Annotated in this window: 22 protein-coding genes; 11 read left to right on the top strand and 11 right to left on the bottom strand. The window is 52.8% G+C overall.

Annotated features, from left to right (window positions below; translation table 11 throughout):
- Positions 1-126 precede the first annotated feature (126 nt).
- On the top strand, positions 127-2,829 hold the full coding sequence (locus FYZ48_RS00230) for a PVC-type heme-binding CxxCH protein (RefSeq protein ID WP_187781800.1): 2,703 nt from the start codon (positions 127-129) through the stop codon (positions 2,827-2,829).
- Positions 2,830-2,909: 80 nt separating this feature from the next.
- Here FYZ48_RS00230 and FYZ48_RS00235 read toward each other — a convergent pair whose 3' ends face one another.
- Together FYZ48_RS00235 and FYZ48_RS00240 are read right to left on the bottom strand one after the other, a co-directional pair.
- Positions 2,910-7,028 (bottom strand): hypothetical protein, encoded by a 4,119-nt coding sequence (locus FYZ48_RS00235; RefSeq protein WP_149336354.1) that lies wholly within the window; start codon positions 7,026-7,028, stop codon positions 2,910-2,912.
- A 72-nt stretch (positions 7,029-7,100) separates the two neighbouring features.
- Complete coding sequence (locus FYZ48_RS00240; RefSeq protein ID WP_149336356.1) at positions 7,101-7,355, bottom strand: hypothetical protein; 255 nt, start codon at positions 7,353-7,355, stop codon at positions 7,101-7,103.
- A 25-nt stretch (positions 7,356-7,380) separates the two neighbouring features.
- Between FYZ48_RS00240 and FYZ48_RS00245 the strand changes: the two genes are divergently transcribed.
- The 3 genes from FYZ48_RS00245 to FYZ48_RS00255 all read left to right on the top strand — a co-directional run bounded on the left by FYZ48_RS00245 (position 7,381) and on the right by FYZ48_RS00255 (position 14,237).
- Positions 7,381-8,001 carry an ECF-type sigma factor gene (locus FYZ48_RS00245; protein WP_198422162.1) on the top strand — a complete coding sequence of 207 codons (621 nt, stop codon included), beginning with the start codon at positions 7,381-7,383 and terminating at the stop codon, positions 7,999-8,001.
- A 117-nt stretch (positions 8,002-8,118) separates the two neighbouring features.
- A complete protein-coding gene (locus tag FYZ48_RS00250) occupies positions 8,119-13,281 on the top strand; it encodes a serine/threonine protein kinase (RefSeq protein ID WP_149336358.1) in 5,163 nt (1,720 codons plus the stop codon).
- Between the two features lie 95 nt (positions 13,282-13,376).
- Positions 13,377-14,237: a DNA alkylation repair protein gene (locus tag FYZ48_RS00255; RefSeq protein ID WP_149336360.1), complete on the top strand. Its 861-nt coding sequence runs from the start codon at positions 13,377-13,379 to the stop codon at positions 14,235-14,237.
- Between the two features lie 125 nt (positions 14,238-14,362).
- Here the strand turns inward: FYZ48_RS00255 and FYZ48_RS00260 are convergent, their stop codons facing one another.
- The 3 genes from FYZ48_RS00260 to FYZ48_RS00270 form a co-directional block, all read right to left on the bottom strand.
- Entirely contained in the window at positions 14,363-14,908 is a 546-nt protein-coding gene (locus FYZ48_RS00260; RefSeq protein ID WP_149336362.1) for a c-type heme family protein, read from the bottom strand.
- 263 nt (positions 14,909-15,171) lie between these two features.
- Entirely contained in the window at positions 15,172-15,384 is a 213-nt protein-coding gene (locus FYZ48_RS00265; protein ID WP_149336364.1) for a DUF3565 domain-containing protein, read from the bottom strand.
- Positions 15,385-15,422: 38 nt separating this feature from the next.
- On the bottom strand, positions 15,423-15,842 hold the full coding sequence (locus FYZ48_RS00270) for an RrF2 family transcriptional regulator (RefSeq protein ID WP_145439803.1): 420 nt from the start codon (positions 15,840-15,842) through the stop codon (positions 15,423-15,425).
- A gap of 129 nt (positions 15,843-15,971) precedes the next feature.
- Here FYZ48_RS00270 and hmpA point away from each other — a divergent pair, with 129 nt between their 5' ends.
- From hmpA to FYZ48_RS00305, 7 genes are all read left to right on the top strand, one after another.
- Positions 15,972-17,237: an NO-inducible flavohemoprotein gene (hmpA, locus tag FYZ48_RS00275; RefSeq protein WP_149336366.1), complete on the top strand. Its 1,266-nt coding sequence runs from the start codon at positions 15,972-15,974 to the stop codon at positions 17,235-17,237.
- Between the two features lie 912 nt (positions 17,238-18,149).
- Complete coding sequence (locus FYZ48_RS00280) at positions 18,150-18,584, top strand: hypothetical protein (protein ID WP_149336369.1); 435 nt, start codon at positions 18,150-18,152, stop codon at positions 18,582-18,584.
- A gap of 45 nt (positions 18,585-18,629) precedes the next feature.
- Positions 18,630-18,914 (top strand): hypothetical protein, encoded by a 285-nt coding sequence (locus FYZ48_RS00285; protein WP_149336371.1) that lies wholly within the window; start codon positions 18,630-18,632, stop codon positions 18,912-18,914.
- Between the two features lie 16 nt (positions 18,915-18,930).
- Positions 18,931-19,341 carry a hypothetical protein gene (locus FYZ48_RS00290; protein ID WP_149336373.1) on the top strand — a complete coding sequence of 137 codons (411 nt, stop codon included), beginning with the start codon at positions 18,931-18,933 and terminating at the stop codon, positions 19,339-19,341.
- A gap of 92 nt (positions 19,342-19,433) precedes the next feature.
- Positions 19,434-19,931, top strand: a complete 498-nt coding sequence (locus FYZ48_RS00295) for a hypothetical protein (RefSeq protein ID WP_149336375.1) — start codon at positions 19,434-19,436, stop codon at positions 19,929-19,931.
- A 103-nt stretch (positions 19,932-20,034) separates the two neighbouring features.
- The gene (locus FYZ48_RS00300) at positions 20,035-20,292 is read left to right on the top strand and encodes a hypothetical protein (protein ID WP_149336377.1); all 258 of its coding nucleotides are present in this window, start codon (positions 20,035-20,037) and stop codon (positions 20,290-20,292) included.
- 1 nt (position 20,293) lies between these two features.
- Positions 20,294-20,773 (top strand): hypothetical protein, encoded by a 480-nt coding sequence (locus FYZ48_RS00305; protein ID WP_149336379.1) that lies wholly within the window; start codon positions 20,294-20,296, stop codon positions 20,771-20,773.
- Between the two features lie 313 nt (positions 20,774-21,086).
- Here the strand turns inward: FYZ48_RS00305 and FYZ48_RS00310 are convergent, their stop codons facing one another.
- The 6 genes from FYZ48_RS00310 to FYZ48_RS00335 all read right to left on the bottom strand — a co-directional run bounded on the left by FYZ48_RS00310 (position 21,087) and on the right by FYZ48_RS00335 (position 25,342).
- Positions 21,087-21,785 carry an SIR2 family NAD-dependent protein deacylase gene (locus tag FYZ48_RS00310; protein ID WP_149336381.1) on the bottom strand — a complete coding sequence of 233 codons (699 nt, stop codon included), beginning with the start codon at positions 21,783-21,785 and terminating at the stop codon, positions 21,087-21,089.
- Between the two features lie 106 nt (positions 21,786-21,891).
- A complete protein-coding gene (locus tag FYZ48_RS00315) occupies positions 21,892-22,689 on the bottom strand; it encodes a transglutaminase-like domain-containing protein (protein ID WP_149336383.1) in 798 nt (265 codons plus the stop codon).
- Between the two features lie 288 nt (positions 22,690-22,977).
- On the bottom strand, positions 22,978-23,391 hold the full coding sequence (locus FYZ48_RS00320; RefSeq protein ID WP_242022273.1) for a hypothetical protein: 414 nt from the start codon (positions 23,389-23,391) through the stop codon (positions 22,978-22,980).
- An 89-nt stretch (positions 23,392-23,480) separates the two neighbouring features.
- Positions 23,481-24,071: a hypothetical protein gene (locus FYZ48_RS00325; protein ID WP_149336385.1), complete on the bottom strand. Its 591-nt coding sequence runs from the start codon at positions 24,069-24,071 to the stop codon at positions 23,481-23,483.
- 83 nt (positions 24,072-24,154) lie between these two features.
- Positions 24,155-24,604 (bottom strand): hypothetical protein, encoded by a 450-nt coding sequence (locus tag FYZ48_RS00330; protein WP_149336387.1) that lies wholly within the window; start codon positions 24,602-24,604, stop codon positions 24,155-24,157.
- A 90-nt stretch (positions 24,605-24,694) separates the two neighbouring features.
- The gene (locus FYZ48_RS00335) at positions 24,695-25,342 is read right to left on the bottom strand and encodes a hypothetical protein (RefSeq protein WP_149336390.1); all 648 of its coding nucleotides are present in this window, start codon (positions 25,340-25,342) and stop codon (positions 24,695-24,697) included.
- Positions 25,343-25,385 lie beyond the last annotated feature (43 nt).

Raw genomic sequence — 25,385 nt, forward strand, 5'->3', positions numbered from 1 at the left:
CAGCAAGTAAAGCTGTGCCCTGTGCGCAGTGCGGGTTTCGTCAGTGGTGCGACGATGATCATCCGCCGGGCGGTGAGAATCGGTTGCCTCGGGTGGGGCGGTGCGTTAGCTTATAAGGAGCCGTTGATGGCTGCCTGCAGATACTGCCCACCCCCTGCCCTCAAAAGAGAGATCATCATGAAATCGCTGTCGCTGTTTGTGTTGTTAGTTACGTCTATGCTGGTCTCGTCATCTAAAGCTGCGGACAAGAGTCCCGCGGACAACAGTCCGGCAGACGAGCGTCCTCCTCAGGTCAAAGCGGTGCAGCCGGGTGTGACGTTGTCGCTGGTGGCTGAGCAGCCTCAGTTGTCGACACCGACCGGCGTGGATGTGGACGAACAGGGGCGGGTCTGGGTCGTGGCGACGCATACGCATTTTCGGCCCGACGATTATGTAGGTCCGGAGCATGATGAGATTCTTATCTTTTCCGATCTGGACAAAGCGGGACGGGCACAGAAGCGGCAGGTGTTCTACAACGCGACCGACGCGACGATGGACCTGGAACTGGGGCCGGATGGCTGGGTGTACCTGGCGGAACGGGACCGGATTCTGCGGATCAAGGATACCGACGGCGACGGGAAGGCGGACGTCGAAGAGAACATCGCGGTGCTCGAGAGTGAAGCAGACTATCCGCACAACGGTCTGGAAGGGCTGGCGTGGGATAACCGGGGGAAGCTGATTTTTGCGATCGGAGAAAACTTCGCCAAGGACTGGACGCTGACGGGGACCGACGGGACGAAGATTACCGGCGCGGGCAAAGGGGGCATCTTCCGTTGTACTGCGGATGGGAAACAGTTGAAGCGGATTGCGGAGGGATTCTGGAATCCGTTTGGTCTCTGTGTGCGGGCGGATGGCGAGATTTTCGCTGCGGAGAATGATCCCGGAGAGCGGCCGCCGTGCCGCGTGCTGCATATTGTCGAAGGGGGCGATTATGGTTACGACCGGGGTTACGGTTCGGAAGCCCATCATCCGTTTGTGGCCTGGAATGGCGAGCTGCGGGGCACGCTGCCGATGATTCATCCTTCGGGTGAAGCACCGTGTGGAATCGCACCGCTGGGCCGAGGCCTGCTGGTCCCTTCGTGGGGCGATCACAGCGTCGACTTTTTTCCGCTTAAGCAACAGGGAGCGAGTTTCACCTCGAAGCCGATCACGATTGTGAAAGGGGGACGCTATTTTCGTCCGAGTTGTATCGCGGCCGCCCCAAAGAACAATCAGCAGGTGATGACCTGGTATCTGTGTGACTGGGTTGATGGACGGTATCAGGCGCATGGTTACGGACGGGTGTGGAAGCTCGAGATTGACCTGACGAAGGCCGACTGGGTGGGACCCCTGGAACTGGAACCGCCGACGCAAGAGGCGAAGCTGGCAGCGGATCTGCGGAGCGGACATGCGACACAGTCACTGAAAGAACTGTTGAAGCTGGCGCAGAACGAGGATCCCTTTGTGGCCCGGGCGGCCCTGGTGGCGTTGTCTCATAAAGCGTCAAAGTGGACGCCGGCTGAAGTGAAGAAGTGGTCGCCGGCGGAACGGGTGCAGGCGGTACTGGCGTTGCAGTTGGCCCAGGCGGAGCCGTCAACGTGGATTCCCGTCTTCCTGAAGGACAAGAACGCGGACGTGCAGTTCGAGACGATCCGCTGGATTTCGGACAAGGGTTTGAAAGCATATCTACCTGATGTGGAACAGGTGCTGGCGCAGAGTGATCTGGATTATCAGCGGTTTGAAGCAGCGATTGCGGCGTGGAACACGTTGAACGGCAAGGCGTTGGACGGCGTGCGGAATCCGGAGATGCTGCTGGCCCGCGTGAAGGACAAACAGAGTGCCCCGCAGATTCGGGCGTACGCTTTGCGGATGCTGCCAACGCAGTCACGGTCTGCTCCGAAAGCGGGACAACAGGTGGTGACACAGTTCCCCAAGGGACTGACGCTGGCGATGCTGGAAGAACTGCTGGCGGTGAATGATGCGGAGTTGTCGCTGGAAGCGGTGCGGACGCTGTCGGGGAATCCGATTGTGTCACAGAAGATTCTGGCGCAGCTGGCTGCGGATCCAAAACAGGATTCCGTGCTGCGGGCCGAAGCGATTGCGGGCCTGGCACCGCTGGCGGAACAGCAGGTCGGGTTGATGCTGAAGCTGGCGGATTCTCCCGACCAGGTGGTTCGAGAAGAAGCGCTGCGGTGTCTACGTTCGATGCAACTGACTGATGAGCAGAAGAAACAAATAAAGGCGCTGGCGAAAGCGTATCCCGATTCAAAGGATGCTTTCGAGGCGGCCGTGAATCCGGGCGCCCTCAAGACGGACCGCCCTGCTCTGACCGATACCAGTGCGTGGCTGAAAGCGGTTGAAGGGGTCCAGGGGTCGGCGGATGTGGAGAGTGGACGGCGGCTGTTTCATCATTCCCGACTGACGAACTGTGCTCACTGTCATCGACACAGTGGTCGCGGGAATGTTGTGGGGCCTGACTTGAGCAGCCTGGGGGATCGGCAGGATCGGGCGTGGCTGTTGCGATCGATTCTCGAACCGAGCCGGGAGATGGCTCCGGAATATCAGCCGCGAACGATCATTCTGACGGACGGGCGGACGTTTACGGGGATCCGGCTGCGGTCGTACGTGAAGGAGACGATTCGTGATGCTCACGGTCAGAACAAGACGTTTGATCGCGATGATGTGGAGGCGATTGTCGAGTCGCCCGTTTCCTTCATGCCTCAGGGTCTCGTGCATGCGTTGACGGATCGCGAGTTGCGGGACCTGATCGCGTTTCTGGAAAGTCATTCGCGGGAAAAGACAGCGGATTGAGAGAGGATAAAAAATCGAGACGGGGGCACCCTTCACGGTCCCGTCTCGATTGGAAGCTGAAGTACTTTCAGCTTCGGAGTTTACTTTTCCGTTTGTTTTTTGGTAAGGGGAACGAGGTTCAGTGCGTGAGATCGCTGGCCTGTTTTCTGGTCGATGAGCCAGGCCCCTTTGACTTCGACATTGAAGACGACGTATTTGCCGTGATCCTCTAGTTTAAGCTGTTCGCTGTATTTGCCTGTGATCTCAGGATCGAGGCGTTGGACCGGTGTCTCCTGGGAGGAGGCGCCTGTGATATGGAATTCGAGTTCGATGGGCCAGTCGCGACGACCGGGTTCGATGTTGAGTGACTGAGGGAGGACGATCTGGTGACTCAGATTCAATACGGGGAAGATGGGTTCGTAGATCTTCTGTAGGCGGATCACTTCGAGATCGTTGTTGCCATACGCCTGGAGATTGCCCTGCAGGTTGGTGAAGCCATAATCGTTGCTGATATGGTGCAGATAAAAGTTCTGTTGCGCACTTTCAATGTAGTTTAAGAGACGCGTCAGTTCTTCAATTTCCTGACGATACTTGAGTACTTTCGCAGAGGGTTTACTGTTTTTCGCGTTCGGTTTTTCTTTGGTGTTTGTGGTGCCGTTGTTGGGGGAGCCGATATAGAGGCCGCCGCCGATGCCACCACCGCCACCAGATTTGGAACGACTGGAACCGTTGCCGTTCATGAAGTTTTCCGTATCGATACTCCGCTTGCGGCTACTGATTTCGCTTCGGATATAAGAGAGGACTTTGCCATAGTTGGAGAGGGCTGTGAAACCTCGCACGTTAGGCATCGCGCGACGGTGGCCTTTGACGTCTTCGGTGAGAGGGAGAAAGCGGGCGGGGAAACGCAGCGTATAACGGTTCCCCGGCAAGGATTCAGGGCGACTGAGCCATTGGGCGAACGCAGCGGATTCGGCCTGGAGCTGCTCGACTTCGGGTCGCGGCGCCTGCGGACGAAAATAAACGCCACGCTCCGGATTGAGACCGAACTTCGAGCGTTCGCCGACGGCACGGAAATCGGATTCGTGTCGCCAGCGGTTGAACATCAGCGAGCCGCCATTCGCTGATGCGAATTCGGGCAGGTAGCGGGCGATCAAACGCAGGCTGGTTGCGGCGGTGAATGTTTCAATTTGACCGGAGTCGGCGGGGACCGCGTTCTTCGCAGACGGCATCGCAGAGGGAGTCTTGGAAACGGAGGCGGTTTGATCTGTGTTGTTCTGCTTACCAGTTTCAGGCAGGCGGTATTCAAAAATCAGTTTCTGATCGTTGAAGAGTTGGAACCCGTGCAGTTGAGCTGGGAGCAGAAGCCCGTCCTGGCCTTTGCCTGAGGAATCTGGGAGCAGTCTGGGTTCGCCGATGGAGACAACCATTTCGAGACGAGCCGTCTGATTGAGACGTTCGAGGATATGGTCGCGAATGTCGTCGGGAATCTGTTTGAAGGTCGTTTCCAGAGGTTCTTCAAGTTGCAGACAGGGAGTCAGGTTGACCAGGTTCAGATGGTCCTGGGAAGGCAGGATCACAAGCCGATCGGCGGGAACACCCTGTTCGATGAGCGGCCTGGTCGGCCCCCAGGTATAAGGATTCTGCATAGCACCGTTGGAGACCGTGAGTTGCACATCGCGCAGTTGAGGATCGACTTTGATGCCGGCATGAACGACAAAGCGTCGCCCGGTGGATTTGAGACACTGACGCATCCAGTCGTGCCATTGTTTGCTCAGTGCGGGCAGCTGTTTCTGATCGAGGTTCCGCTGAGAAGTACTCAAAGGAAAAAAGGGCGAACTGGGATTCACAAAGTGTTGTTCCACTTTCTTTTTCGCGTCTTGCCATTCCTTGATGTCTTTTGCTTTTTCTGCGGGATCTCGCGGAGCCGCATTCAAGTCGGCGGTGCCGTGAGCTGAATAAGCCTCTTCTGCCTGTTTGAGCTGATACAGATCACTGCCAAAGGAGTGAGATTTAGATTTAAAATTGTAACGGTAATCATCAAACAGTTTTTCCAGCTCTGCCTGATCGACGTTATTGCCGTCTAATTCGTGCTTGAGCAGAAAGAGCGTATATTGATCCAGGTTGCCCGGCTGATCGGGACCGGGGAGAATCTGTCCTTTCGCTTCACTCAAAATTGAAGGAGGCAGCTGTTTAAAATCCAGAGTAGCCAGCTGATTTTTCAGAAAGGGGTCCTGGTAAAGTTCAAGGGATTCGGTGGTAATTGATACGGGCGGAAGCGTATTTTCATCATCATTTTTCAGTTGCATGCGATCCCAGGTCACGACGCGAGTGAGATAAGCCTCACAACCTCCCGGCCCTGCCTGGCTGAACATGGGACGTGCCTGCTCGGGAGTCAGAGGCAGGAATTGCTGTTCATAGCAGGGTCTATAATACCCCTTGATCTTATCATCCCGCTGGTCAAAAGAGCCGGATGTCAGCCCCGGAAAATTCTCATTGCCGCTGCGGAGATCTATCAAGACCCCTTCCCGCTCGAAATCGTACCGGCGATTAAACCCTAACAGGACTTTACGAATCTCGACAAAACGGATCGGCAGCTCGACCGCGTACTTACTCAGCTTATCCGTATAGTTCTGCTCGAAACGCTTAAGAATATCCCGTCTGTCGAATTCATTGGTTCCCAGCCAGTCTGCAGAATATATTCCGCCAGCCCGGTTTTTTTGAATACTGACGAGTGTTCCAATGGTTTCCGGAAAATGAGTCGCCAGGAGAACCGGACTCACGTGCTTTGGATTCAAGCCCAGTGCAACCCGGTCTAAAAATCCGGTAAACCGCCGGTGATCGCTGCCTAGATAAACTTCATCTGAAAAAGTCAGATCAGCTCGAACAGCAGGATAACCTTTCCACATTACCAGGCCATGCTGTTTGGCCAGCTGTTGCATTTTCTGTGCGAGATCCTGATTTTCTTCAGCCTGTGGTGCAGTCGGCTTTTCGATCGCTGGTTTGACATCCCATGATTGAATTACCTGGGTTGGATCTGCAGCGTCTACGAGAGAGAGGCGGACAATCTGCACATTCACCAGGTAGTCTTCTCTGAGCATGCCAAGAAATCGACGATGCTGCTCGAAGCGGAGATTCGACAGCAGGACATCCTTACGAAATGCCAGCTTTTTGCCTTCAATCTGGCGAGCAAATTCCCGTGCTTCTGCAGGAGTCTTTTTAATTCCGGAAGGCATTTCGGGGGAATTCAGGTAGACTTCCCTCAAAATCGATCGCAACTTGAGATGATTCAAACTCCCTCTGACTCGCAACGGGAATTCTCCCCGATCTTCCAGATAGTTATCCAGAGTCGCGGGTGAAAAGACCGCCAGGGGAATAGCTTCTCCCGCATATTTGATTTTCTGAAAATCCTGAGCATACTTGCGAATTACACTGGCAACCTGGACGCCTTTGTCAAAATCATTGACGCGTGAACTACGCAGATCGTAGTACTGATTTTTATCATCTTTCGAATAAAAGAGTTTATAGCCGTCTTCGAACAGGTGAAAACAATCCTCGATCCGCTGGTGCTCTCTACCATTTGTGGTATTGAACGCCCCCTCGAAACCTTTCTCTTCCATTTTTTTCGCCAGCAGTTCATATCCTTCTCGATCAACCAGGTAACTCAGTAAGGCACCAATGTGATCGGCTGAGGTGCGAAGCGTACGTTGCTCTTCGTGTGTATAAAGGCCTGCGTTATCACTGAGGATGGCTGCTCCCCCCAGCTGCTTGAGCTTAAACTGAGGCAACACTTCCAGGACATGAGCCCAGTTGAATCGACCGTCTGCGGGTGCGTTACCTGTCGGGACCGGTTTCTCTCCATTCATCGCGGGAGCCATAGGAGTTGCTTTGCCCTCAGGTGTCGCCTGCGGTAAGCCATTATTCTCTTTGGCAAAGATATCTGGATATTTTTGTCTTACGAAATCCTGATCAGCCTGACTGAGCTCTGTAATCGGCAGCAGATGCAGTTTGCCATCAGACTCTTTTTCGAGGATGACCAGCTTTCCATTGGTTCCCTTGAGTTCTCCCCGCACCTGATTTTTTCCATCGGCGCTGGTCCAGAGACGATGTTCAGCCCATGCGAAAGAGGGAACCAGACTGATGACCACCAGCAAAAATAAGCAGCGAAGACCCCGACAACCTGTCTGTCTCTTGATCGAATGTGCGCTTCGTCCCGTCTGCATCGTATCAGCTCCCGTTTTCAAGTGGCTTTCTTTGATTTTGAGTCAAATTCCGCACTACATCTGACGAGTAAATTACTGATCAAAATGTTGTGCCTGCTCTGCTCCTGCTGTACAATCGCAGAGCAGACAGCGATCCCGACGCGGAAGATTTCTTTTTTCTGTTGAAATCAGATAATTCTCGAAACCAGCTGTCGCAAATCCCGCCAGGTCAAAGAGTTGGTATAAAACGGCTTTACCCGGTATGCAGTGAATGACAGCTGCGAGATTTGAGTTTTTCGGGAAAAGCGAAGCCTGTCTGCGGACGATGGCATTGAAATTGACCAACACAATACGACCTTACTCAGAATAGACGATGGCAGCGGGCATGGAGAATCAGGGATCTGTCACTAACTGGCTGGATCAACTCAAACGGGGAGAAGCAGACAGCCTGCAGCAGCAGCTCTGGAACCGCTATTTTGAGCAGCTGGTCCAACTGGCGCGTTCCCACCTGCAGAAGGATCTCTGTCGGGTGGAAGACGAGGAAGACGCCGTCCTCAGCGCATTCAACAGCTTTTTTGTGCGGCTCAATGCGGGTCAGTTCCCCAATCTGAATGACCGCACCAGCCTCTGGCCGCTACTCGTGAATATCACGCTCTGTAAAACGCAAAACCTGTACCGACGTCAGAGCGCACAGAAACGGGATGTCAGGCGCACCGTTTCCGGTACATCAAACGAAGAGTCCGACAACTGGCTGGATCAACTGGCACAGGAAAGCCCCAGTCCGGAACTTGCAGTTGAAGCCGCCGAGGAAGCCAATCGGATGTTGGCGGCACTCGGTAAAGATTCACTGCGGGATGTCGCCCGGCTGAAGCTGGAAGGTTATACCAATGCAGAGATTGCAGCCAAAGTAGGTGTCATGGAGCGGAGCGTGGAACGACGTCTGGTCCTGATACGTCAGATCTGGACTGAAGAAGTGGAATCAGAGCTGGTCTGAGTCCAGTCCCGAATTTTTTGTTTCGTTTCTCATTTTTGTGGGAAGAACATGTCGGGAACAGGCAACCAAAGGCGATCCAGCTGGTAACTCGGAGTGTACGAGTTAAGGATTGAATAAATGAATCAACCATCAGAACTGGAAAACCTGACTGCGGAGGTTCAGACCCGCATCGAAGATTCCTGCGAGGAATATGAACTTTCCTGGCAGAGCGGACAGACTCCATCTCTGGAAGACACGATCGCCGACTTCGCGCAGCCCACGCGGGAAATCCTGCTGCAGGAACTGATTCTGATCGAACGTTATTACCGCCTGCGGGATTCGGGTAAAATCATCAGTGAGCAGGAGCTGATTCAGGAGCATCCTGAAATCGCGGACGAATTGTCCCGGCTGTTTGCCAAAACGCATGCGACGAAAACCCGGATTGCGGGTGAATCCGATTCCGGCCAGGCGGACAGTTCCGGTCTGCGCACGGTGGAAGAATCACGCCTGCACTTCGAGCAGTTCCCAGCAACCTTCGGACGCTACCAGATCCTCTCCCGCCTGGGTGAGGGAGGCATGGGCTGCGTTTACCTGGCCCGCGACACACAGCTCGAACGCAAAGTCGCGCTGAAACTTCCCCAGATCGACAAACACGCCGATGCCCAGTTTATTGCCCGCTTTTATCGCGAAGCACGGGCGGCTGCCAATCTGAATCATCCCAATCTCTGTTCGGTATATGATGTCGACGAAATTGATGGCGTGCATTATATCACGATGGAATTCATCGAAGGCGAATCACTGGCAACCCTGCTCCAGGAGGGGAAGAAATTCAATCAGGTTGAAGCGGTTGAATTGATCCAACAGCTGTCCCAGGCGCTGGAACTTGCGCATCAGCAGGGAATTGTGCATCGGGACCTCAAGCCCGCCAACGTCATGATCCGCCAGGACGATACGCCCATCATTACCGATTTCGGACTGGCATTGATGAGCCAGAACGAAGAGGCAACTCAGATCACGCAGCATGGCCAGATCATGGGGAGCCCGTCTTACATGTCCCCCGAACAGGTGGAGGGCGATCTGGAAAAGATTGGCCCTCCCAGCGATATCTACGCGCTGGGTGTGATCATGTACGAACTGCTCGCCGGACAACGTCCTTTCCAGGGAACGACGGCATCGATCCTGTCGCAGATCATGACGAAAGATCCGCGGCCTGTCCGTAACATTCAGCCCGACATCAATTCGCGGCTTGATCAGATCTGTCGCAAAATGATGGCCCGCTCGGCTGAGCAACGCTACGCTACAATGCAGGACGTCACTCAAGTCCTCACAAACTGGCTTGAGACCGATCAGGCGGTCTCATCTCGAAAAGGTCTGAGTCCGGGAAAAGTTCTCGCTGGTATGGCACTGGTCGCCGTGCTGCTGTTGGGAATCACCTTTCTGAAACCCACGGCTCCAAAGGGTAGTCTGCATGTAACCCTGAACGACGAGCGGGCCCAGGTGCTGCTCGACGGGCAACCACTGGAACTGAAGTCAGGAAGCTGGAACGGGGCCCAGGAAGCGGGTTCACATGAACTCAGTCTCCGCATTGGTGAACAGCGGCTTCCCTGGGGAGAACTGACTACCGTCAAAGTCGATGACGGCGAACAGAGAGTGCTGGCGTCGGTCAATGGTCTTCACATCAAAAACGGTCGCTTTGAGATCAGTCCCGCAGATATCCAATCAGCGGAAATCAGATTGAACTGGCTGCCGTCCCAGACACCGGATAAATCAGCAAAAGTCACCAGTCCGGCCCCAGACCAGACCGGGTCACCTGTACCACAGGTCGCTGATCCTGCCGAACCCTTTGCCCGGGAACGGGAAGTCACGGAGTGGCTGATCAAACGGGGGGGCATCGTGCGTTTCAACATGGCACATGACTTCAAATTTAACATCAAAGACATCAAGGCACTCCCTGATGAACCATTCCGGCTGAAGGCAATCGAATTTCAACGTTCCCGGAATAAACCTCTGACGGACTTGAGCCGCCTCAGTCAGTTGATGACACTTGAGGAACTGAACCTGAATCAAGCAAAAGTATCTTCGGCTGCCCTCAAAGGGCTCCAATTGAAACAGGCATTTGAAACCTTACGCATCCTGCAAACGGAATTAAAAGTATCTGACTTGAAAGAGATTCAGGGACTTGAATTCGTCGATACACTGGAACTGGCTGGTTCCCAGATTGATGACCACTTTGCCTTTCTGGAACAGATGCCGAACCTCAGAGCTCTGGAAATCGTTGATATCTTACCTGACAAATTGAAAGAATTAAGCGAATCTCCGCTGCTACGACAATCGAAATTGCGGTTTTTGAGACTGCGGCCAAACGGTGAGATTGATGACGCGCTAGTTCAACGTCTGCAATCCGCACAACCTGAAATGACGATTACTTCAAACGGTTCCGGCAGAGAAGAACAGTACCTTGGCAAACCGGTCGCTCAACTGGCGGCTGTCAGATTACTGGAGCTGGGTTGTACCATGGAAGGTCACGAACCAGGCCGAGGAAGCCAGACATTTTCCAGGGAGAACCTGCCATCGAAAGAGATCCCTTTCTCATTGAGTCGAGTCTCTCTCACTCCTAAGTTGAAACTGACTCCTGAAATTATAAATGCCCTGGCCGCCCTTCCCTTTTATTACCATTTAAGTGCAAAGGGAACTCAGAATGCCGACCTGTTGACCGGGGTTCCCGGTTTAAGGTGCGCCAGTGGTGTCAGGCTAGCAAATTCAGACTTGACTGATTCTGCCTTTCGAAAACTGGTCGAACAGGATCCGGATGGATATTTCGATATCAAGGACACTCAGGTCACAAAGTCTCTCACTCAACAACTTGATCAGGATGCCCCCTATCTGGCATTCCATTCCAGGCATGGTACAGGACGGCGCTGGCTGGAAATTGTCCATGAAAAGCTTAAATCAGCAAAACAGAATCGGGTTAAGCCAACTAAAAAAGAGACGTCCCCCCGCTTAGATGACTCACAACTGGCATTCGAACGGGAAACAGCAGAATGGGCTCTTAGACTGGGAGCCAGGATTGTAATCAAGTCAGCAGAAAGGGATGACTTTTGGGTATCCCGAATAGAGCAATTACCGAAGGAACCATTTCGGATTCTGCAAATCCCCTTTGATCAATCGAGAGAGAAAATCCAGCTTCCCAGCCTGTCACGTTTAAGTCGCCTGTTATCGCTCCACTCACTCAATATCTCGAATTGCGGACTGCGCCCCGGTGCCCTGAAAGGGCTGGAGTTCAGAAATGGTATGAAACACTTCTGCATGGCTCGCACTCCCGCTAAGGCCACACATCTCAGTAAAGAGATCAAAGGTCTGGAACACCTCGACACCTTTGAAATCAGCGCCGTCCAGGTAAATGATCACTTTCAATTCCTTGACCTGATGTCGAATCTCAGAGATTTTCATCTCTGGAACCCAAGTACCCTGCAACTAAATGATCTGGCCAACTCATCTGGATTCAAACAGGCCAATCTGCGATTCCTGAACCTGCATACCGACGGTGGCACGTTTGATTCTGATGCCATTCGCGTGCTCCAGGATAAAAAGCCCGGCATGTCCATCATCGTCAACGATATGTCAGGACACCATCGCTATCTGGGGACCCCTGTCGCGCGAGAAGCTGCGCTAAAACTTCTGGAACGGGGCATAACCATTATAGCCAGCGGTCCTGACCGGAGCGTGATTCCTTTTGACAAATCACATTCCCCATCCGAGACCGACTTATTCAAACCTCTGGAAATCATTCTACCGAATAATCTGGAATTCACACCGGAGCTCGCTGAGATGTTTGCTCGACTCCCCTCCTTTTCAAGGCTGGATTCGAAAGAGCTGAAAAATGCAGACCTGCTGACTGCTGTCCCGGTGCTGGCGCTATGCAGCGGTGTTCGACTTCCCGATTCCGACCTGTCAAATCAGGGATTTGAAACTTTCTTTCAGAACAATCCGGAAGCTTATCTTAATCTGAAAGGAAGCCCAGTTACCGACGACAAAGCGAATCAGGTTGATCAGGAGTTTCCATTTGCCGTGTTTCATACCAGCAGTCATCACGGAAATCGCTGGCTGAAAGTGAGAGTGGCAGACCAGCAAAAGCTACCCAGCGTTCCACAGACAGAACAGAGTGACACAAATCCTCTGTCTTCAGAACGCGAGACGGCCGAATGGGTGATCAATCTGGGTGGTAATGTCAGTTTCAAGAAAGCCCATGGAACTGAATCTCATAAAAATCGATTGGATCAGCTTCCTGAAGCCCCCTTCCGAATCCTCGATATTGATTTCGGCAGGTCAAAGCAGAAGATCACACTTCCCAGTCTGTCGCGTTTAAGCCGCCTGGTGACCCTGCACTCACTCAGTCTGATGAACTGTAGCCTGGAACCCAGGGCACTGGAAGGCTTGCGTTTCAATGAAAACACGACTGAATTTAATATCTACAGCACTCCGCTGAAAACGTCAGACCTGAACCCCGACATGGGACTCGAACACCTTGATACTTTCATACTCGGTGCTGCTCAGGTCGATGATGAATTTCGTTTTCTGGAATTAATGCCGCGATTGCGAGAACTGCATCTTTACAGCCCCGTTCCTCAGGAATTGGAAGGACTGGCGCGTGCGCCCGGTTTTGCAAAATTGAACCTGCGGTTTCTATACATAGCTTCTTTCGGCCTCAAATTTGAACCGGAACTGATTGCCAAACTGCAAAATTTCCAGCCGGGTATGACGGTAATCGATACTGATGGCGGCTCAATGAATCGCTACCTGGGAATCCCCGTGGCGCAAGAGGCTGCCATCAAACTGCTTGAGCAGGGATGCAAAATTGTCACCAGCAATGGCAAAACCGAGATCAGTGCCCAAACGTATGACAAGTCTCTCCTGCCCTCAGAAACCGAACTGTTTCGTCCCATTCGTGTCATCTTACCGCGTGACTTCGAAATCACACCAGAAAGTGCAGAGGCACTGTCGCAACTGCCCGATTTTTCTGGATTAGAAGCACCGAATCTCAGAAACGCGGACCTGTTGGCGAATGTTCCCGTATTACGACTCTGCAGTGGAATTAAACTGCCCGACTCGGACCTTTCAGATCAGGGAATAACAGCACTATTCCGCAATCATCCGGACGGATACGTAAATGCTCCCGGAACAAAAGTAACTCTCGAAACAGGAAAGCAGATCGATCGTGAGTTTCCTTACGCCGCCTTTCACACGGAGTTCATGGAAGGAAAACGCTGGCTGAATGAAAAGCAGAAAAACGATAAACAGTAATCGGCTCCGGACGAATAGCAGCCTCCCTCAGCAGAACAGACAGACCGCGGATTGAACGATTGAGCGATCAGGCGACCTGAAATAGAATATGCAGCATGAAAACGCACCCCGCACAACAATTTGCTGTCGGCCCCTCGATCATGAAGGGTACGCCTCTTAAAGAAATCATGAACGGTCAGTTGGTGAAACTGATCGGCGTCTCACTGGCAGAGGTGACCCCGGGATTCGACACACCCACTTTCCAGAAACGTGCCAAACGCAACTTGAACAAACTGGAACTGAAGGAACGGGCTCTCAACATCGCACACGCGATGGCCGAACAGCTGCCGGAAGATTTTGACGAGTTGGCACCGTTACTCATCAAATCACTCGGTCCCAAGCTGCAGGCGACCGAGCAAAACGGGCTGGCGCCGTTCTTTTATTTCCCTCACTCGCAGTTGATCGCCGAGTATGGTGCCGACCATCTGGAGAACGGTTTGAAAGTCTGTTACGAATTGACGCAACGCTTCACCGCCGAATTCTGTATTCGCCCGTTTCTGATCGCGCACCGCGATAAAAGTCTGAAACAGCTCAAACGCTGGACGAAAGATGCCAACCCCCATGTGCGGCGTCTCGTCAGTGAAGGGACACGTCCCCGGCTTCCCTGGGCGATGCGGTTACGGGACTTTCAGGATGACCCCGGTTACACACTGCCGCTGCTGGAAAGTCTTAAGGACGATTCCGAACTCTATGTGCGGCGTTCGGTAGCCAATCATCTGGCTGATATTGCCAAAGATCATCCCGCAGTCGCCTACGAAGTCTGTCACAAATGGCTGTCAGAAATTGATGACATGCAGAAACCGGAACAGATTAAAAATCGTCGCTGGGTTCTACGACACGCCGTACGCCTGCCGGCCAAAAAAGAAGTTCCCGAAGCCCTCGCCATCCGCAAAGCAGCCGCTGACAGAAAAACATGAAGGGCTCATTATTTTTCACGCACTTCCCGTGCTTCACTGAATAAAGCTGACCCCCGCTTGTTACCTTCCAGCAGGGATCAGCGTTCATTCACTCAGAATGACAACCGTTGTGTCACTCGATTCAATTACCGGATCGGCAGTTCGTAGCTGATCGCGCCGATCGCTTCTCCCTCTTTGGCGTCTTTATAATGCGGATGGCACATCACGCATTTTTTCATCACTACCGGAATCGGCGTCATCGCCTGCAGGTATGGTTTTCCATCCTTGACCACGACTGCCTCATAGTAAGACTTGCCCGCTTTCAGCTGCTTGATTCCCTGCTTTTCAAATTTACTCTTCGCTACGTTTTTGGGTTCGTACGGCTCTCCCGTCGCATCAATCAGACGCACTTGATGAAAACCGGTCTTCCCCACCCGCTTGAACAACTCGACGGCTGCACTCCCTGCCGGGAAGTCTTCCTCATCATTCACGTACTTATCCGTAATCAGCACCACCGCATTCTTATAGATGTCATCCAGCATCTTGACGGTGTCGCGTGTCCGTTCGACTGCTGCCGGGGAAGGTTGTTCCGCGCCCCCCTTCTCCTCCTGCGGGTCAGCGCCAGATAGATTCAGATTGAACAGAAACAGAGCAGTCACTGCGAGGCTGGTAACCAATCCTGTCTTGAGCATGAAGTTTCCTTTCAGAAAATAAAAACGGGGAAGATCAACGGAATCGTCGATCTCATAAAACCAGGGTCTGATCAGATCACCCGCTTCAACTGGCGCATTGAAAGAGTAACATCAGCCACAAACACAAGTTCGCATAGTTGTGTCATTTGTCGCATGCTTACATACTTTTCACAAAGATGCATAAGTAATACATCTTTTGCCGAATATAGACCTGCCCGTCCATTTTGTCAACAATATTTCATTGGGAATAGAAGCCCGGGACGTCAGCCCGGCCGCGCATCGGCGGGTGCCCCTTCGTCACACTTCCTGCACTCCAGCAGATATCCCAGCATCCCGGCCCGTCCTGCTGCACTCAGAACCCATGGACGCGATTCCAAAGGCGGTGCATGGCGAACATGCTGATTGTGTCCACACACCAGCTGCGCCACCCAGTGTCCTGATTCGTCCTGCTGATAACCCGTAATCGGTTGCTGCATCACCACCTCGCAGTGTGTCCCTCTGTCCTTGAGAGACTTTAACTCTCACACAAAGGCACAATTGTTGTCGTCGATTCCAGCAGTTGCCCAATGGTCACCCTGCCAAACGCCGCTTCCGCTTCCGCATACACGCGATCCAGCTCCGCATGCAGCGGACACAGACTGGTATGCGACTTCAAACCTAACGGACAGCTGTTGATCCGCTCCATCGGGGCGATCGCATTGACAATATCCAGAATCGACAACTCAGAGGGATCGTGAATCAGCTCATAGCCCCCCTTGGGACCACTCCGCGATTTCACAATCCCCGCTGCCGCCAGATCCTGCAGAACCCGCGTCAGATAACGCCGGGGAACCTTCGTCTTTTCCGCCAGATAATCGGCCGAAGCAGGCTTACCAGGCTGCCCCGCCAGGCAGGCCGCCGCCCGCAAAGCGTATTCATGAGTCTTTGAAAGCATCTGTTTTCCTAAAAAATACGAAAAGCTCCAATTATACACCTTGACGTATAGAATTATCTAATCTATACATCTAGGTATAGTATATCTGTTTCCGCTTGGGTATCAAGCCGCTCTCCAGGAGAACCATAAATGTTAAGTGACAAAACCATCGCCATCGTCAAGGAAATCACACCAGTTGTCGCCGCCAACGCGGAAACCGTCACACGGGTCTTCTATCAGAAGATGTTTGCTGGAAACCCCGAAGTCAAAGCCTTTTTCAACCAGGCCCACCAGCACTCCGGCGGTCAACAGAAAGCCCTCGCCGGTGCCATCTGTGCCTATTTCACCCATATTGACAACCTCGCCGCCCTCACCCCGGCCGTCGAACTGATCGCTCAGAAACACTGCTCGCTGGGTATCCAGCCTGAACAGTATCCCATCGTCGGCAAACACCTGCTGGCTGCCATCAAGGAAGTCATGGGAGACGCTGCCACCGACGAAATCCTGGCAGCCGTCGGCGAAGCTTACCAGCTGCTCGCAGACGTCTGTATCGAACGCGAACGTCAGATCTACGAAGAACAGCGCACCGCTGCCGGCGGCTGGAACGGCTATCGTTCCTTTGTCGTCGATCGCAAAGAGCCCGAAAGCGATGTCATTACCTCCTTCTATCTGAAACCCGCTGATGACGAACCGCTGCCAGCCTGGCTCCCGGGTCAATACATCACGGTCAAAATCGATCACCCCACCACCCCTACTTCTCCCCGTAATTACAGTCTCTCTAACCAGCCAGGACAGGACTCGTTTCGTATCAGTGTCAAACGGGAACCCGGTCTCACCGCGGACGCTCCCGACGGTCTCATCTCCACTTACCTGCACGATCAGGTCCAGGTGGGTGATACTCTGCAGATCGGTCCCCCCTGTGGTGAGTTCACCCTCGATCCCGCAGAACCCCGACAGACACCGACCGTCATGCTGGCCGGCGGCGTCGGCGTGACCCCCCTGCTCTCGATGGCGCAGTCGCTGATCGCAGAACAGCCTGAAGCTCCGCTCTATTTCCTGCAGGCAGCCCGTAACAGCCAGACCCACGCATTTGCTGCAGAAATTCAGGAACTCCGCAATCAGGGTGCCAACGTCCGCACGCTCACGCTCTACGATCAGCCACTGGCAGACGATCTGGAAAATCAGAACTGCGACGAAACAGGAATCCTGAGTGAAAACATTCTGCGTGAATGGACTCCCTTCACCGACGCCAACTTCTACTTCTGTGGCCCGAAACCCTTTATGCAGAACGTCTACGCCAGCCTCAAAGCCTTGAATGTCCCCGCAGATCGAATTCATTTCGAATTTTTCGGTCCCCGGCAGGACATCGAATCGGCCCCACTCGCAGGCGAACCGGAGGTTACAGCCTCGCACTGATTCACATTCCCTGATCTGATTGGTAATGAAATTAACTATCTCACTCATCCCCCGGGATGCCTGATGACGATACTGGTCTATGTGGTACTCTGCTCTTCAGGATTTCCGGAGTACCATTGAGCGCTAACACTACGGTTTCGACGACCAGGGCTAACATATTTCCCGTAGTGTTGGAATGCGTCCGTGTCTTCCTTCGACGGACGCATTTTTTTTGCGCCCTGCTTTAACTCTGTATCAGGCACCCGCTCTTTTGCCCCCCGGTTCTCGCTCTTCCAGTGCACAAACTGGACTTGATTCCCACTTCCCGAACCATAAAGTGTTGCAATTGTGCTTCGCGCGCGAGGCGGACGATGCGTCCACTGGAACACCGCCCACAAGTTACTCAGATGCACCTGAATCGCCGTCGATTTTTCCAGTTTTTCACTGGAACAGTCAGAACCGGTTCGAAGTGTCTCGTACATTTTCAAATCATTTCGGAGCACTTTCAGAGCATTTGAAATGCAACTCACCCGAAACTCAAGTAATCTCACCCGCAGCCCACAGCACAATTTTCGCTTGACACCCCCGCGCCTTTCCGCAAAATCAGAGTCCTCGGTTAACACACTCGCCCCCAACAGACAGTCCACCCGAGAACAGAGAATCCAGAACAGATTGACAACAAACGCTTCCATAGCCGGTCAGACTCCATAAAAAAGACAACCAGCGCATCCTACAGATCGGCACCAGCCAGGCGAGCTGAAAATCGATCACTTTCAGGGAGAATCAAGCGATAAATGGCCATGTACTAAGGCAACAGATTTCGGGTAGAACCAGCAGAAATGAATAACAGTCAACAGCGAACAGTTACAGGCTTAACAAAGTTTAACCAGCGGGCCTCTCCTGGAACCTTATCTACAAATCAGGTAATTCCCCATGTCAATCCAAGCTATCAATCTGGTCCTCTCGGCTCAGTTTCGCGATAGACGCGTCGTTACATCTGAAATTTTTCTGGATCCACTGAATCGCGTTTCCAGTCTCAGCCAAACCGGTTTTCAATGTATCGCTGACAGGGAACCTGGTAGAAGCGGGCTGATTGTCTTCTACGAAAGGCAGATCTCCGAAATCAGCGACGCGGAACCTTATGAGATTCTTGAACACGAGTTAGCACTTAAAATGAAAGAGATCGCTGACTGGCTGCATGCCATTCCGGCCTCAGCATTTGAAGAGTTGAAATCAATCGGCCTTCAGCTGTTTTTTATTATCGAAACATGGATCGATGCAGATCAATTGGATCTCGAACTTCCTCCTTCATTCATGAAAGAACTGGGGACTCATGAGATACCACTGACTATCATCAGTAATGAATAAAACACTAGAACACAGGAGCGAATCCCAGATTGGTGACATCGGATCATGAAACAGACCGTTTTCAAATTTGATCTCAGATACACAGGGCCGGATGATGCAACAGGCCAGACAGACACGCTACAACAACTGGTCCAAAAACTATCGTTGCTGGCAGGTGTGCTCTCTGTAGAACAGACAGGCTCTCGTAACTTACCAGCCATCAATCTCCAGGTGGAATTTACAGACTCGAAAGCCGCGACTGGCATTCATCGCCAGGTGGCAAAAGCGATCGAACAGACAGAGCACGTCATGATTGCAGGAGTCTCTACGACTCTGACAGACATTTTTTGATCATGTAGAAACGCTTATGGATTCTAATAACCTCTACGAGAGCTTTCAGCGGCTCAACGATTTCGATGAGGCAATCTGGTATCAGAGCAATTGGCCCAACCCCCAGGACCATTTCTGTATCCAACTGCTGGAACAGTTTGATGATCTGGAGCAGCCAGCACAGCTTTCTCTGGCCCGAAAACTCCTGGCATCCTCTCTGGAAAAACCACTCGAACTCTTTGCCGTACGCTGTGCAAAATTTGGTGACTGCAGAGAAGACATCAGAAACGGTTATTTCGCACTATTGTTCTGTCGTAGCAAGGAAGCATTACTGACCGCAGAACGACTGGCGATTGCGGCCCGTAACCTGGGTCTCAGCAGTAGAATAATCCGCAGAGAAATGCCGATTCCCTTCCCCGGACTGTGGGTGCCTGATTCGCCGGATTGAGTGGCTCAGAAATATCTACGTTTTCACCTGCCGTTTCTGGTATAATCCAGAGGAGTTTCCTGAACGACGACACAACACCGAGGAGTAACAGCTTGCACACAGGCGATCAAGTCACATGCAGAATCACTGAAACCGGCAGCTGGGGTGCCTACGCAGAGACGAACCAGGAGGAAACAGTATTTATCAACTTCAATGAACTAAGCTGGTCCCGGATTCGAACTACAGAAGAAGTTGTTAACGTGGGAGATCGGGTTCAGCTACAGATCATGGATGCTCCGACTTACGAACGTGCCTGTTATCTGGGCTCTTTAAAGCGAGTGGTTTCAGCAGAACGACCATACTTTCCAGAAGCATACCAGATCGGTTCATTTCATCAGGCAACAGTTGAGCGTCTGGGACGGGACATTCTTTTTGCCCGGCTTCCCCAGGGGCCCATTGTCGGAGCTCGTCTTCCTGAAAGTCATCGTTTGCAACCCGGAGATCAGATCAGAATCAAACTCACATCAGTTGACTCGGAGTGCAATCGGATCATCGCAGAACTGACTTTCGCTACTGCAGACAACAAGACGGAATCTGGCGCAGCGAAGTAATCGACAACCATCAACGTCCTTAAATCACTCATGTCCTGGTAGGTCATTCTCTACGTTTTCATCGGCAACAGACTGCAGTCCCTCTGACAGGAATGATATTACGATGGGTCACAAACTCGACTTTGTCACAGTCGGCGGCATCCTGCTGGCAGGCCTCCTCACGGCCCCGTCAGCCATCGAACTGCTTCCAGGTAGTGCCGATTTATCGGGCCTGCTGAAACTGACGGCGGGCGGGCTTTATCTGGTCCTCTTTTTTCTCACCGTGGCTTCACTTCTGTTTTCTGGGGCCTACCTCAGTCGGATGCTATACTTAATTTGGCGATCCAGGAAACCAGACACTCATCCAAAAGAACATTCGTAACATGTCAGCCCCCGAAGAACCGGTTGCAAACGATCGGAACGATCCCATCCAGGCCGCAATCTATGCTGCGCTCCGTGAACGGTTCTGGGCGTTCCTCAATGACGACGCCCGGTTTCGCAAGTTCATCACAGCCTGCAACGACCTGTACTCAAAGGACAGAGAGCTCAGATACTGGCAGCAACCGGTCTGGGATCTTTTCATCAAAGAGAATCCCGAATACGGGTCCCTTGATGCACCGGCAATCCGTAACGCGTTTCATGTTTGTCACGTGCACTTGATTCCCTTAAAACAGGTCGAGATTCCCATTTATAAAGGAGTCTGGGACATCAGTTACATTGACGAAGCCGAGCGGGCCAGATCTGAAAACGCCCCCTACTCCCCGGAATTCTCCGTGGACAGCGAGTACTGGGGCAATCGTACCCACATTTCATCCTCGTGTTGCGACGAATGCCTTGCCTGGTGGAAAGCGTATCGGGGCTGATTCGACAAAGTAACGAGAGAAATGAGGAAAGCTGCCGGCTACCAGCCGTAATCAAAAAACCTCCACAACCAGAATCATCCCCTTGATCAGGGGGTGGTCCCGGATGCAATCCGGGATTGCCACAGGCAACAGGAGGTCCCAGCGCAAACCGCACAATTCAGAATCAGATCACCAACCCCATTCGTAGGGTGCGGCCCTGTGTGGCCGCCCGCCTGGCGACAGGCAGCCTGATCAATCTCTCTTTGGATGTAGATTAATGGAAGTAGATTCAGGGGCAGTCGCAAATCACAGGCAACGCCCGCAGAACTCCTCCCTACCCCTCCAGCCACCGCTGCACAATCTGCGGCACATGCTCCACCGCCGTCCCCCTGATCCATTCAAAGCCGACAGGCTCCTGCTCCAGATCCGGACTCACAATCAGTTTTTCCGCCCCTGCGCTGGCCAGTTCGACAAGACCAGCCGCCGGATACACCGACAGCGAAGTCCCCACCACCAGCACTTTCCCCGCGCTGCGGATCTCTGCAACCGCCACGTCCGTGTTGTGAATCATTTCCCCGAACCAGACAATGTGCGGCCGCAACTGGGAACCCACTTCACAGAGATCGCCCAGCTGAATTTCCTTTCCGCCGATTTCATAAATCAGCTCCGGATCAGCCGTACTGCGGGCTTTCACCAGTTCGCCATGCACGTGAATCACATTCGAGGAGCCCCCGCGCTCATGCAGGTCATCCACGTTCTGGGTAATCACCACCACGTCATACCGGCGTTCCAGTTCCGCCAGCGCGTGATGTGCCGCATTCGGTTCAGCCGCCACTGCCTGCGTGCGACGCGCATTATAAAAATCCAGCACCAGCTGCGGATCCCGTTCCCACGCCTCGGGCGAAGCCACCTCGGTGATCTCGTACTGTTCCCACAGTCCGCCCATATCCCGAAACGTCGGCAAGCCGCTCTCGGCACTGATTCCGGCTCCCGTCAACACCACAACTTTATTCGGATCGATGGGATCAGACATCTCTGTTCTCTCTCTGACTTTCACGGGGTTCATTTCATTTCACCTGCACAATGTGTCTCTGACACGCCTGCATCAGAAAAAGTTCAGTGAGTCAAGCAACCCCACCTCAGTCAGTCGGCTCCGAAATCTGCTCCACATGCACTTCCATGTTCTGCAGATCAACGGGATCACCAAACTGGGTATAGACGGCGACATCCGCGGCATCTCTACCATAGGCAATCGCCACCCGACCGCCGTCCAGCGTCTGCTGTGTCGGATCGAACGTGTACCAGCGACCGCCGACATACGCCTCAAACCAGGCATGCAGATCCATCGGCTCTAGCGGTTCCAGGTAGCCCACCACCATCCGCGCGGGAATCGAAAGCGCCCGGCAGCAGGCGATGCCCAGGTGCGCCATATCACGACAGACGGCCTGCGACTTCTGATTCACCTCAGTCGCACTGATGATTTCCTGCCCTTCCCCCGGCGCATAGGTCAATGAGTTCTGAATGTACTCCACAATTTTTGCGCACTGGTCATAACCCGGATTTATACTTTCCACCAGTGTCGCCGCCATCTGCGTAAAGCGATCCGATTCACAATACCGGCTGGGCAACAGGAACGGCAGCGTCGAATCCGGCAGCTGTTCCACAGGCACAAACGGTGCCCCGGGCGCGACATCGGAGCTGTCCGCCACTTCGATATCAAAGGCGGTCTGAATCGAAAAGGAACCCGCCGGCGCCACCAGCCGCTGGCACAGATTACCGAACTGGTCGGTAAACTCAACCGCCTCGGTGCTGGGGTTCAACATGTATTGCTCGCGGGCCACCCACTGCTGACTGCCGCTCCGCGGACGCAGCATCAGAATAAAGGGAGTCGCGACGGGAATTTCAAAGTCCAGTTTACAGGAAGCGTGCAGCCACATGTCATTCGTTTTCCGTTAGAGACCAGGAATCGCCCCGGTAGTGATGATTAAGCAGTCGACAACGAGTCCAGGGGTCTGCTGTTACTCTCGATTGCCGGACTGCATCTACAGAAATATCCAAATTAGCCGCAGGGCCTTAGCCCCGGTTGAATCGACTTTGATATGGACCGTTCGAAATAAGAACCACTACCTGGCATAAAGATGTGCGAGCCTGCCCCTGAGATTAACACTCAAAGCCCCACGCGACAATCGCCTCACAGCGTTTCTTCATAATCTTCACGGGGGAAATCAGGCATCCTGCTCCCCACCGTCGGCGTCATAGGCTTCCCGCTCGAACGGATTATCGCGATAGAACCGACGGCCAGTCAGCCACATATACACCGACGACAGAAAGTAAGCAGGCAGCATGAACGGTCCCCAGCGTTCGTACTGCCTGACATGCACGGCTTCATGCTTCCGCGAAATATCCAGCGACGCATCCGTCTGTCCCAGGATCGTATGCCCCAGCGTCAACGCCAGCGTAAACTGACCGTGCGGCAGCCGCTGAATCAGCCATTTAACGCCGCCATCATAGAACTCAATCGCCGGTCCCCGCACACGCGCCCGTCCACCAAAGCAGAGTCCCACCCCACCAATCGCCAGCCCCAGCAACGTATTCGGCAGTGCCCACAGCACCCGCAGCAGAAAAAGAAAACGCTCCATCAGCGGCATCCACGCCTTTAATAGAATCAGGAAAGAGGTAGTCAACAAGATTCATTCTATCGGTCTGCATAAACGTGGGAAGGGATTGTTTAACTACGGACTTCTTTATCATCAAGAGTAATCAGCCGATTTCCCTCTAAATCAAAATAGGTGGGAGGTGGTGGACATGGCGGTCCACCACCAAGCATACCATCACCAGTCAGCATAATCACTCCCACATCATAAGGATGGGGGATCTCTTCAAGCCAGGGGAGTACCTTGATCGCCGTCATTGAGCCACATTCAAGACAGCGTGCTGTCGACTTCCGTTTCTTAAACCACTCCAGAGCAGTTTTCCAAGACTCGCATAGCTGCCTTCGTTCTTCAATTTGAATTTCCAACATTGATCTTCCATCTTTTTTCCGTCTCTGGAGAATCTCCAGAATTTCTGGAAGTTTTTCATACGTTCTTTGTATCCATTCATCCGGTTTGATACTCAGACCCTCAATTTTCTGCTGTATCGCTTGCTTTGTGAGTAACTTCTCCGCTTCGACAAACAACTCGCAACGATGACACCAGGCATACTGGACCTGCAGAGGCACTTCGCATCCATCGGGAAAGCGGTAGTTGTAGTTGTGCCATTTATAGAACCTGGTAATAACATGACCGTTTGTCGGGCGTTCAACATGGATAAAGGACATTCCAAACCCCCTCAGTCAGATTCCCTACATATCTTTTTTGGAATCAAACTAGACTGCAGTTCTGTTAAGTCTGAATAAAAAAATCAGGTATCATAAACACCACTGTCCCAGGGCTCGAAAAAAGCCATATAGTTTCCCGGCAGAAGTTCGACCGCCCATACATCCTCTTCCTCTTCGGGCTCGCGCACAATCAGCCCCATCTCGACACCATTGTGATTGATCGCGAACGGCTTGATTTCGATTCGTTGAAAGTTCACTTCCCCCAGTTCGTTCAGACGCGACTCATACTTTTCGCGACAGGCAGCCGCATCCAGGGTCGCCCGCGGCCCCAGGGTATCAACCCGGGATTCGATTAAATTCCCGTCCAGGTCAAACAGAAACAGGGCGATATACTCACAACCTTCCCTGTTCGGGTAAGCAGGTTCAAACGGCGTTGTCAGAAAGAATTGCCGACCATCACCGGTCCGACCAATGTGCCTGGCATGATAATCATCATGTTCAATCGCAATTTTCTCAGGCCGCTCTGTATTCATAATTGCCTGCCTCCTGTTTCAGGTAGGAAGTCCGCGAACCGCAAGCGTCCAGCAGCCCATTATACACGTCCAGCCTCGCTACCCACACGTTTATGAACCTCGAAGCAACCGCCAGTCACTTTCATCCTCGGGAGGGTCAAAAGAGCCCAGACCCAGAATCAGAGTCTCCGTGCTTGCAAAGCGCTTCCATTCCTCAATCGCAATTCCGTGAAGCCGAGTCTCCCAGGGCACATTCCTGTCAGCAATTGCGACGCCAGGCACAGCCTTGTGGAGTGCTTCGAGATCGCTAAGAAACTCGGCATCCTCTTCGAATTCAGGAACCAGCGGCTGTATGTTGGTCTGGCCGCCATTGTAGTCTACAATCAGATCGTCGCAGCGGCATTTCAATCGCTCAACAAATCCATCCTGCACTGTTACTGCAAAGTCCCATTCCTCATCATCTGAGATAAATGACAGAACCGGCAGCTCCAGCAGTTGATTTAACAGTAGTGCAAAGTTGATGTACGACTTCTTGAATGAGTTAGCAGCATCATGCTGCTGCAAATATTGATAGAGCTCTTCGAGTGATTTCAGATTTTCCGAGAGCTCAAGCGGAATATCTGTAGCCGGTACAGGAGTCTGAAACGGATAATCAACCGGCTTAGCTGCACGGTACGCATCAATGAGATACACATCAGCAGACTGATGATGATAAACCCGCCAGCCTATCGAAGCAGGAAGCTCGTCCAACCGGTTCACATCTGGTTCATCCTGGACAATGTGTGCCGTAATTAAATAACTC

The sequence above is a fragment of the Gimesia chilikensis genome, assembly GCF_008329715.1.
Lineage (GTDB): Bacteria > Planctomycetota > Planctomycetia > Planctomycetales > Planctomycetaceae > Gimesia > Gimesia chilikensis.